Source organism: Flavobacterium sp. (assembly GCF_035292545.1).
Lineage (GTDB): Bacteria > Bacteroidota > Bacteroidia > Flavobacteriales > Flavobacteriaceae > Flavobacterium.
Genome location: NZ_DATDPV010000064.1, coordinates 1 through 9912, shown reverse-complemented (window position 1 = coordinate 9912; position 9912 = coordinate 1). Strand labels below are relative to the sequence as shown.

The window sequence follows — 9912 nt, the reverse complement described above, 5'->3', positions numbered from 1 at the left end:
TAATGTTTCAAATAACTCAAATGAATCCTGTTCTGTAAATGAGTTCCCGTAATTATTTACTGTGTTTAAATAAGGAGGATCGCAATAAACAAAACACCGTTCAATGTTGGTTTTATAATCAATCTTTTTAAATATTTCCCGGAAATCACAATTAAAAAAATAAGCATATTTTATGTGCCTAAAAGTATAATTAATATTTTCAAGAATTATTCGTTTTGGATTTACAAGACCAATCCGTAACGTCGATCCCCTTCCGTATAATGCGAAATTTGAAAGGAATAAAAATCTTATTGCATTATGAACATTTGTTTTTTCGCGTTTGCCGGAATACCATTCTTTAAATAGTTTTTCGTCAATTGGAGTATTCTCAATCCACCAGACTAATTCATCCTTACTGTCTAATAGCGTCCTGAATAGATTGTAAACATCCCCATTAACATCATTTAAAAAATTATGACTGACTTTAGGCTTATTAAAAAACATACCCCCCGCGCCAAAAAAAGGCTCAAAATATGCATCATGTACAGGGAAATGTTTTTGTATTTCCTGTGCAATTTTGGTTTTATTTCCGAGCCTATTCAGAATCATTATTTAAATTTTTCATTGTACTCAATTCTCATGTTTTCATTCTCTTTTATCAGGTCGCTCTTTGCCCTATTGTGTTGTTTGTGGTGGTTTTCCGGTGTCATAAGAACAATATTCCTGTCGTATAGTTTGTAGTTTCCTTTTGGCAAAATATGAGCGAATGAATTGATTGTAAATAGTTTCAGGCGAACGTCCGAAATAACACACACGCGGGGGCGCGTATTCCATATTGTTTGAAATAATAAAAGTTCTCCAGTTGGCATTATCAACTTCGGTAGTGACACCTTTATTTTCTTTGTTTTCTTCCATCGCTTTTTACATTCGTAACTCTGGCAAATAGTTGAGTACTTTCTCTTTCCGCATCGTTTGCAATATACGATTTTTTTCTCAGTCATATATCAAGTTTGTGCTGATCTCTTTTCCAATTTCTCCCGTATTTTCTGTTCGTCTTGTGTTGGTTAATGTCTAAAGTTAAATGACACTTCTGACACAAAGCCGCCAAATTCTCATAACAATTATTTGTTTTGTCATGGTCGAGATGCGCTATTGTCAAAACTATTTTCGTGCATTTTTTACCGTCAATGTCCCATGCTTCACTTAACATTCCTTCAGGCCACATTTGAAAATCATATTTTCCTTTACCAAATCTATGAATGAGTGAGCCGTTTTCGATCCCACAGAATTTACAACAGTTTTCATCCCTCTTTAAAATTGCAGGACGGATTTCTGTTTTCCAGTTTTTCGGATATGTGGAATAATCAATAGACATAATTAATATATCAATTTCCGAAATATTTTTTAGCCTCCATAAAAGCTGACTGTAATTCCTGAAAGGCAACGGTGAACCGTCTATCATTGTTGTTATTTTTAAAATAAAACCCGGCGCGGGTAACACGATTAATTTGTGCGCCGGGTCTTTCCTGTTTAATCCTGTTCAACAGGCTCTTTTTCTTCGACGGTTTGATTCGCTTTATCGAATAATCCTGTGTTCGGTTCCATTTCAACAGCTTCAGCGTGTTTATTTTCAAATTGATATTTCCAGGTCTCATCAAAAATATCCTGATACATCGCGTAAACTTCATTTTCACAACCGAATGATTCACCTGTTGAGGAAATCTGAGGACTGTTCAAAGAAATAATTGCGCCGCTATCGGTTTTATATTTTCCCTGAATGTTGAAAATAGTTGATTCGTCCTTAGCCGAAATAGTCAAACTTGTTATTGTTGTACGCATTAATTTGTCTGCGTGAATAATATCAAGTCTTTTTTCAAGCGTCTCCCATGCTTTGATTTCGACGGGTTCATATTCAAATTTTGCCTGATTGAACTTCATCTTTCTTTCCCGGTCAATGTCCATGTGTCCCGTAGAACGTAATAAGGCGTATTTCAGCTTACCCATTGCAACAATAAAATCCGGATGAGGGATTGCCGCATACGTCTTGCTAATATGATCCTGTGAATTAGAATTAGCGTTTGGAGGCAATTCAGTCCAGTTGACAGTTACACCAAGATTATCACTTTCCAGAATTACCTTTTTCAAATCGTAATGTGCCTGAACAGGTATTTTGGTTTCTGGTGGTTTGCCGTTCAGCTTTGGTTTTTTCACTGTCTCTTTTGATTCGGGCTTCTTTTTTTCAGGAGCCTTTGCGCTTTTCTTTTCAGCCTTCACCGGCTTCTTAGCAGGTGTCGCTTTCTTTTTTGTTGTTTTTTTCGACATTGGTATTTGTTTTTGTTACGTGAATTTAATTGCCTGTGTTTCGCCGGGATTTGGAAGTTCGTACCTATAAAATTCTGCGGCGAATCTCTGCATCCAATCAAGAAATTTTTTATTTTCCTCTACGCTCAAACTTGCCGTACTCCTTAATTCTTTCCAACATTCGCCGGTTTCTTCATTAACATGATCCTCCCATAACATACCGGATTTTACTTTTAAATCCCTTTTCATTTTATCAAAATCCTCGCCTATGTGGTCGGCAAGTAATCCGATCCATTTGTGCATGAACCTGTTTTGCTGTGAACTTCTCTTTGTCGTTGCCGTGTAATAAAATCTTTTTCCCGGATTGCTTTTGAACAGATACATAAGTTCATTCTTTCCGTACATGAAAGCCTCTCCTTTTTCATTTACGTCAATCACGCCTTTGAATGTATCGGTTTTCATACATTAAAATTCTCTCATTATACCCATAAGTATCGTTTTCATGTCTTCTTTACCAAGCATAAAAGCCATACACGCTAATTCATTTGGTGAAACACATTCTATTGAAATTAATCTGAGCATCTCGGCTGTGCTGTTTTTTTCGTTATGAAATTCATCCATTTTTTTTGCTAAAAATTCAGCGCGTCCATGCGCCATTCCAAAAGCATCGCCTAAAGTTTTCGCTGATTTATTTACGATTGTCAATTCAAGTGATTCCATGTTTATGATATTAAGGTTGTTTCTCCGCTATCTTCAAAATCTTCTCTCATTTAAAAAGTGCTTGACTCTCAAACATTGATCGTATTCGCCCATATTCCAGAATACAAAAAGCGTCGGCATTATTAAGATTCATTTTAATTGACGGGAATTTTTCCTGTGCAAATGTCTTATATAAATTTTTTCTGTCTGTTTTTGATTTCAGTTTTTTAAATCTCAGTTGACTTTGCCACGTCCCCGGAAACACTTCAATACAATTCATCTGACGTATTTTCATTGCACCGATTAACTGTGAAACATGATTATGTAGTTTCTGCATCTGAAATGCTTTGCCCGGCGAATCATTATCCGAATGAAACATTTGTATTTTCTCAATAAAAATAACGTGTCCGCTATGGGTTGTATCATGTACAAGATAATTCAAATGATCGTGAATTTCTTTAATGCCGACAGCAACGTTTTTATATTTTCCTTTTTCGGTTTTGATTTTATTTCCAAGTGCGAAATTTCTCAATGACGCAGACTGATTTGTTTTTGGATCATATAGCACACTTGCCACTGCACCACTTGCGCCCGGATCAATTGCGATTATCATTTTAAAATCTTTCACGTCGTAATATTTAATAAAATATCAATATTCTCTTGTTGGGATAAAACTTCTTTCATGGTTTTTCCGGACTGTTTTAAATCCATGATTGCCTGTTTTATTCGTTTCTCGTAGAGTTCGCTGAATGATGATCCTAACCCCGCATAAAATCCACGTTTCTTTTCCTGTGTTGTTTTAATCGTTCCCCTTTCGCTTTCGGGTATCAATCCCCAACGCATGAACAGATCGTAATTAAAATGTGATCCAATCAAATACTTTTTTTCAGGATTAAAATTTTCATCGAGTTTAATCCAAAAAGGAATGTATGATAACATAATTTTTTTTCTTTCATCTTCTTCGATTATTGGTCTTGTATCAGGTGTGTTCAGATTTAGTGCTTTTCGTTTTGCGTCGTTGTAAGTGTTTATAACCTTAATGAAGACATCAGTAGTAAGTGAATAAATCTTTTTGTATTTCTTGTCTAATATTTCATCGAATGTTCCTAACGTGAATAAATCAAAGGCATTTATTATTTCTAAGAAAGTATTCCGGCTATAAAATTTATGGCACAGTTCAAGTATTTTTCTATTCGCATATTCGTTTTCTTTCCAATCATTCTGTAAACAAACATTCTTCAAAAATTCTTCCAGTTGCGTTTTAAAATCCAAGGGATTCATTTCTGAAACCCTCATAAAATTTGCGGCATTTAAAAATAGTTCCCTGCTCATTGTTGTGGATTTGGATATTTAGCACGTAATTCTTGTTCCCATTCTGCTGTGGTCTTTCCGGCTTTGATTTCTTTTTTTACCGGCAGAAGATTTTTTTCGTCGCGGGAAAGCCAATTATTTGCGGTGAGATAAACATCAACATTATTTTTCAATAGGGGTTTATAGTTTTCCATTGATGATAAAATTCCGTAAACGGCATCTTTTTTGTATTTAGATTCCAGTGTCTCACTATTTTCAAAAGTCATTTGTACCTCCATTTTATAAATTCGTGGACATTTTTCAAGGATATACTTTTGAAATTCGTGTTCGCGCACGTTTGTTTGTTTGTTTGTTTGTTTGTTTAAAATATCATCCTTAAACAAACTATTATCATTTTCATTTTCCATATGTGATGACATATGTCCTTTACCATTCCTATTCTTTTTTCTTGAATTAGAATAGTTTTTTCTCTTATTCAATTCAAAATCAAGGCGTTTATTGAAATATAAGCCTTCATCATCCTGGACAAACTTTTTTTGGAGGGCAGGCCATGAAGAGCCAAAATCCGATCCAAGAACAGTTTTTATGTCATCTATCGACAAATGTCCAGTATTAAATTGAGCGTGTAATAAATCAGCATAACATCCTTTGTGAAAACGCGACAGAGTAATTGTTCCCCCTGCCCAATCATTAAAATACCAAAGAACTGCCGGATCAGTTGACATGATTTTTATTTTTTATCGTCGTTAATATTTTCATAATAGCATCATGTTCATAATTAATGTAGTTTTTTACTATATCCGCAAATCCATTCTTGGTAGTATTTAGAAATATTCCAAATAAATCATTAACATCATATTCAGCGAGCGCCATTTGTAATTCTAATAATTGTTCATGATAATAAGAATGGCAATCCACACAAAGTGTTTTCAAATGTTCAGCAGGATATTCCCAAGGATTTTTACCCCTTATATAATAAAAATGATGGACGTGCAATGTTGTCTTTTTATTATCACAAACAACACATTTCCAATCATCTCTGTAAAGAATTTCAAGTCGTTTCTTTTGCCAACGCGGGTCTTTAAGTTTTTCCCAATATGTACTCATTTCTTTATAAATATTACGACCCCTGCCTCATTTGAGAATACCTTGCGAGTAAAACTCTCAGAAACAGGGGTCGGTAAATTCAATGTCTTCATGGCAAGGTATTTTTTCCAAACGTAATTCATTTTTTTAACTCCAAAGATTTTTGAGCCTGTAATTTTATTAACAATTCACGGTTGAACATCCTGTCAGAATCACTAAAATACCACGTTTTAAATCGTCCATTTGACTCAAAGCTAATTCTTATACCATTCTCCTTTAAATCACAACAGCGGCGACGGAAATCACCCACGGGGCTGTTAAATGTGCTGATCCTGTCCCCACGCATGAAAGCCTCAAAGAGCGCCTGACAATTTTTTGATAGCCTCTTTTTATTGGCTTTCAAATATTCTTCACACTCCGATTTTGTTTCCCGGCGATGAACTTGGAATATGTCAAGTTGCTGATTAAACATAAGAAAGTAAGTTTTGCCCCTGTGCCGATTGTATTATCTGTTCCAATGGGGACTCAATCCCCTGAATTACTTTATTGTTTTTACGAGCATAAATCTGTGTCGTCTTTCGGGAATTATGACCTAATGTTTCGCCGATAGTGTCCAGACCATAACCGTGTTCATATAACGCCATACTATAACCGTGGCGCAACGCATGAAATTTATAATGTTTTATTCCTGCCTTCTTACAATAATTTCTCAAAAGCTGTTGACAGGAACGAGTGGAATATTGCGGTTCATTATTCTGTCCATTAAAAACATATTCCTGTGGGTTGTGCTGTGAAAAATAAACTTCTAAAAATCCCCGTAGTGTTGAGGTGAATTTGATAATCCTGTCTTTTCTACCTTTTGATTGACGAATATGAATATTCATTTTCTCAAAATGAAGATCAGTAATTTTAAGATTTATAACTTCAGAAACTCTTAGCCCTGCATCAAAACCAAACATCAAAATACAACGGTGTTTGCTGTTTTTACAAACTTGCATGAGTTTAATAAACTCCTCTTTGGTTATATGATCGGGAATTGTGTCAGGCTTTTCAGGATAAGGAATGAATCTGAATTTATTAGAAAAGCCGTTTTTACTTTTGAATTTATAAAATAGTTTGATCGCAGAATGTGCATTGCGACGGGTTGATAGGTTTTCAAAACGCAATAAATATTGAATAATCTGATCTGCCGTAATATCAGTATGACGAGTTACATTTTCAAAGTATTTCAAAAAAGTGAAAACAGCATTACCATAATGCTTTGCAGTATTTTCTGATCCACTTCTAAAGCGGATAAAATCCCGGAACTGATCTACGGCGTTCCATCTATCGTCTTGTTTCATGTTGATATTTAATTAATTAAGTCTATTGCGTATAAGAAAATGTTATAAAACATTGTTTTTCTTCTTTTGGCGAACAGCCCCAACAGCCGTGCGTTCCAATATACCCTCCACATAATTTTTAAAGTTCGTTCCGTTTTTTATTGCCTGAATTGAAAGTAGTTCAATCGCCTTTTCAGTTAGATGTATATTCTTTGGTTTCTTTTTCATTCTTGTAGTTTTTTAATAATTGTAATCCTTGTTTCTTCCAAACTGTTTTCGCTTTGCTCTTCAAACCAAATTCCGTCTACATATTGAGCAATAGCGTGTCCGCTTGGTGAATATTCATTTTCATGTTCATTGGTTCTTATCTTTAAAAGATACCAACTGTAATTTCGTGGTCGTATTTTTTTCTTTTTCATCTGTTATATTTTTTACTTCCAAATTTTCTTTCCCCTTCTTCTCTCGCTCTGCCAAGTATTTTATTGGTTTCTTCGTTTTTTTCTTGAAATATTTTCGCTTGTCTTAACGCTTCTTCAAAGCCCCAGTGATTTGCCGATGAACGGCAATCATGCTTTTGGCTTTCTGTGAGGTTGAACTTATCAAGTCCAATCATCTCGTCTAAAGTTGGTAGTTTCATATTAATTGTGCTTTCTTTTTTGCCAACATCGCCATTCTTTCCTCATGTGAATAAAGCAATGTGATTAATGCTTGTTTTACTATCCAGTCCTTTGCTTCGCTTTCGTTTTTGAATGATTGGTAAATTGAATTTACTTTTTCATCTTTCAACATTACTTGCGCTCTGTTGATTACTGTTTGGTTCATTTGTTCGTTTGTCATTTTGTTTAGTTTAGTTGTTTGATATATCAAATATACTTCTTATACTTGATATACACGCAATATGTTTCAACTATTTTTCACTATTTTATCAATAATCGTGTAACTTACTGATACTCAAAACGATTAAATTCAATCCAACAGCCCGCCAAAAGAAGAAAAACAACGATTTTATAACATGGCATAAAACGAACAATTTTGCCCTTATTCCTGTTATTTTTAGGGGTATAAGGTCAAAACTGCGTTTATGCCTCACCGTTATGCAAAAGGCAAAAAAATTACCCACCTCCGTATTTGACAAATCCCTCCTTTGCATTTACTTCTCTTGGCTCTCCACACAAATCTTCGTGATTATAACCAAGCTTTTCAAGCATAAGTTTTCTTGCCTCTATTGAATTTTCTGCATAAGCAAACGCTATCCCTGTTGAATAATCACGAAGAACATCCTCCCACACGAATAATTTTAATTTTTTTGCCCTTCGCATAACACGAGGGTTTGATGAAATTTTATTTTGCTTTTCCATTTTCAATTTATGTTTAGTTGTTAATAATAAAGTTCAGTTTTTCAATCAGGCATTTGTGAGAGCAAAATAAAACTATCACAAACCCAAATACCGTTATTGGCAAATGCAAATGGGCAGCAGCCAATACAAACACCATCAATATTTTATGCTTTCGTTCCAGCATATTATTTGTCCTTCCATCGGCTTGTTAAACCAATGATGTAATTGTATCGTTGTCAATCCGTCATTCTTTGCCAACTTCTGTAATTTACCATTACCGATAATTTGCTCTCCGATTATTGCAAATGTTTTTCCACTTACACAAATAGTTTTTATTCCGTAATCGTTAATACTAACCTCAATGTCCCAAATCTTTTTTATCTCAATGTCTGGAGCAATAATTATCTGTTTGCTTTTATATGGCGTATCACTCCAAACTCTCGGAGAAAATTTATCCCCAACTTCCCAACGCCTTCCTTCTCTTATTGTATGGTGCTTCTTATCGGCAATAGAATGATTCAATGGTATTACATAAGAAGTATTTTTCCCATCGGGGTCTATTGCATCAGACCAATCTCCACTTTTTTCATAAAGTGAATTATATAATTGCTCTACAAAATATGTTTCATTTCCTTTTTCGGGATGATACGAAGGAAATTTTCTGCTAAATGTTATTACTCTTGACATTATATTTCAATTTAAAAGTTTCTATTCAAAAAAACAGCCGCCCATTTGCATCAGCCAATAACAAGCGGGTTTAATTCCATTGGTTTGCCTTTTTATTTTTGCGGGAAGCAAACCAACAAAATAAACCCGCAGAACGTTATAAGCAAGTGCTACATTCCTGCTTCGTAACGTGAATTACGCTACCTTGACCATCCATTCTATTAAAGTAATATCCGTTACAAAAAAATAAAGCAGATGAAAACATATTACCGTATTGCTTCCACTCTTCTTCATTACATTCTCTACCATACTTTTCGGCATAATGAAATAAAAACCAAAATAAATCTTCGGGTGGTTCAATACCTCTACCATACCAACTATCTCTGTATTTATCACTATTGTATTTAGCAATCACTTTTTCAGTAAATTGTTCAAACTTTCCTAACCTATTAAACCTTTCAAGTTGTTTGGTTTTTATTTCTTCTTCTCTATTAATTTTATCGGAAAAGTCAGCAATACTCTTTTTACCTTCTTCGGAATCAAACCAATCTCTAATTTTTTGTAAGTCCATATCTGCTTTATTTTTTTAAACCGCACCAGCTTATAACAGCGTGTATAAGCAATGGCACAGAAAGTTTTGTGGTCAAATTGAACGTTGTATAAGTGCCACTGCTCATACACGCAAAACGTTACCTGCTATTGCTTGCACACGCACGGAGAAAGCACAATTCAGCAAGTAATTTCGCCTCCATTTCCGTTTTTGCTCTTGGCTCGTCAAATCCTGCATATTCCTTTCCATTATACACACACCACCACCAATACTTTTTATCCATCCGCTCAACTCGTAAGCAGTATTTTCCATTTCTAAAAACGAAATCATCGTCAGCGATTGCCACCCACGCAACAGCAGGTAACAAACGCTTTGAAGAAATAATTTTTTTGTCTTTTATTTTTTTCATTTGGTAAAAAATTACATTCTCAAAGCTATCCCGTTGACCCGCAATACCTCAACACAAATGCAAATAACTCCGCAAGATAATTGCTCTCATTATTTGCGCCACCCCTATTGCGGGTCAACGTCCTCGTTGCTTCGAGCCACCAATCTGGCTGTGCATATTTATCTGAATCTTCATCATCTTCAAATATTTTTCCATTAAAATAATTTGAACCTAATATGATTGTTCTTCCTTCATTATCCCATCCAGTGAAAT

The 9912-nt window shown here is 34.8% G+C and carries 21 protein-coding genes; all 21 read right to left on the bottom strand.

The window, feature by feature from the left end; translation table 11 throughout:
• Window positions 1-588 (bottom strand): DNA adenine methylase (locus VI621_RS10950; RefSeq protein ID WP_324218426.1); only part of this gene is annotated, 588 nt, incomplete at its 3' end.
• A 66-nt stretch (window positions 589-654) separates the two neighbouring features.
• Window positions 655-894 carry a hypothetical protein gene (locus VI621_RS10945; protein WP_324218425.1) on the bottom strand — a complete coding sequence of 80 codons (240 nt, stop codon included), beginning with the start codon at window positions 892-894 and terminating at the stop codon, window positions 655-657.
• An 82-nt stretch (window positions 895-976) separates the two neighbouring features.
• Entirely contained in the window at window positions 977-1441 is a 465-nt protein-coding gene (locus VI621_RS10940) for a hypothetical protein (protein ID WP_324218424.1), read from the bottom strand.
• A gap of 68 nt (window positions 1442-1509) precedes the next feature.
• On the bottom strand, window positions 1510-2301 hold the full coding sequence (locus VI621_RS10935; RefSeq protein ID WP_324218423.1) for a hypothetical protein: 792 nt from the start codon (window positions 2299-2301) through the stop codon (window positions 1510-1512).
• A 15-nt stretch (window positions 2302-2316) separates the two neighbouring features.
• Window positions 2317-2742 (bottom strand): hypothetical protein, encoded by a 426-nt coding sequence (locus VI621_RS10930; RefSeq protein ID WP_324218422.1) that lies wholly within the window; start codon window positions 2740-2742, stop codon window positions 2317-2319.
• 3 nt (window positions 2743-2745) lie between these two features.
• Window positions 2746-3000 (bottom strand): hypothetical protein, encoded by a 255-nt coding sequence (locus VI621_RS10925; RefSeq protein ID WP_324218421.1) that lies wholly within the window; start codon window positions 2998-3000, stop codon window positions 2746-2748.
• A gap of 46 nt (window positions 3001-3046) precedes the next feature.
• Window positions 3047-3592, bottom strand: coding sequence for a hypothetical protein (locus VI621_RS10920; RefSeq protein ID WP_324218420.1), 546 nt, complete (start codon window positions 3590-3592; stop codon window positions 3047-3049).
• A gap of 11 nt (window positions 3593-3603) precedes the next feature.
• The gene (locus VI621_RS10915; protein ID WP_324218419.1) at window positions 3604-4311 is read right to left on the bottom strand and encodes a hypothetical protein; all 708 of its coding nucleotides are present in this window, start codon (window positions 4309-4311) and stop codon (window positions 3604-3606) included.
• Entirely contained in the window at window positions 4308-5015 is a 708-nt protein-coding gene (locus VI621_RS10910) for a hypothetical protein (protein ID WP_324218418.1), read from the bottom strand. Before VI621_RS10910 ends, VI621_RS10915 begins: the two co-directional genes overlap by 4 nt.
• The gene (locus VI621_RS10905) at window positions 5005-5397 is read right to left on the bottom strand and encodes a hypothetical protein (RefSeq protein WP_324218417.1); all 393 of its coding nucleotides are present in this window, start codon (window positions 5395-5397) and stop codon (window positions 5005-5007) included. Before VI621_RS10905 ends, VI621_RS10910 begins: the two co-directional genes overlap by 11 nt.
• A gap of 118 nt (window positions 5398-5515) precedes the next feature.
• Window positions 5516-5848 (bottom strand): hypothetical protein, encoded by a 333-nt coding sequence (locus VI621_RS10900; RefSeq protein WP_324218416.1) that lies wholly within the window; start codon window positions 5846-5848, stop codon window positions 5516-5518.
• Complete coding sequence (locus VI621_RS10895; protein WP_324218415.1) at window positions 5841-6719, bottom strand: tyrosine-type recombinase/integrase; 879 nt, start codon at window positions 6717-6719, stop codon at window positions 5841-5843. The genes VI621_RS10900 and VI621_RS10895 overlap by 8 nt, the downstream gene beginning before the upstream one ends.
• Window positions 6720-6761: 42 nt before the next feature.
• Complete coding sequence (locus VI621_RS10890; protein ID WP_324218414.1) at window positions 6762-6926, bottom strand: hypothetical protein; 165 nt, start codon at window positions 6924-6926, stop codon at window positions 6762-6764.
• Entirely contained in the window at window positions 6923-7117 is a 195-nt protein-coding gene (locus tag VI621_RS10885) for a hypothetical protein (protein WP_324218413.1), read from the bottom strand. The genes VI621_RS10890 and VI621_RS10885 overlap by 4 nt, the downstream gene beginning before the upstream one ends.
• Window positions 7114-7335 (bottom strand): hypothetical protein, encoded by a 222-nt coding sequence (locus tag VI621_RS10880; RefSeq protein ID WP_324218412.1) that lies wholly within the window; start codon window positions 7333-7335, stop codon window positions 7114-7116. The genes VI621_RS10885 and VI621_RS10880 overlap by 4 nt, the downstream gene beginning before the upstream one ends.
• Complete coding sequence (locus VI621_RS10875; protein WP_324218411.1) at window positions 7332-7535, bottom strand: hypothetical protein; 204 nt, start codon at window positions 7533-7535, stop codon at window positions 7332-7334. Before VI621_RS10875 ends, VI621_RS10880 begins: the two co-directional genes overlap by 4 nt.
• 275 nt (window positions 7536-7810) lie before the next feature.
• Window positions 7811-8056: a hypothetical protein gene (locus VI621_RS10870; protein WP_324218410.1), complete on the bottom strand. Its 246-nt coding sequence runs from the start codon at window positions 8054-8056 to the stop codon at window positions 7811-7813.
• Between the two features lie 135 nt (window positions 8057-8191).
• Window positions 8192-8722: a hypothetical protein gene (locus tag VI621_RS10865; RefSeq protein WP_324218409.1), complete on the bottom strand. Its 531-nt coding sequence runs from the start codon at window positions 8720-8722 to the stop codon at window positions 8192-8194.
• Window positions 8723-8858: 136 nt separating this feature from the next.
• Window positions 8859-9272 (bottom strand): hypothetical protein, encoded by a 414-nt coding sequence (locus VI621_RS10860; RefSeq protein ID WP_324218408.1) that lies wholly within the window; start codon window positions 9270-9272, stop codon window positions 8859-8861.
• Window positions 9273-9390: 118 nt separating this feature from the next.
• Window positions 9391-9660 (bottom strand): hypothetical protein, encoded by a 270-nt coding sequence (locus VI621_RS10855; protein ID WP_324218407.1) that lies wholly within the window; start codon window positions 9658-9660, stop codon window positions 9391-9393.
• A gap of 25 nt (window positions 9661-9685) precedes the next feature.
• Window positions 9686-9912 (bottom strand): hypothetical protein (locus VI621_RS10850; RefSeq protein WP_324218406.1); only part of this gene is annotated, 227 nt, incomplete at its 5' end.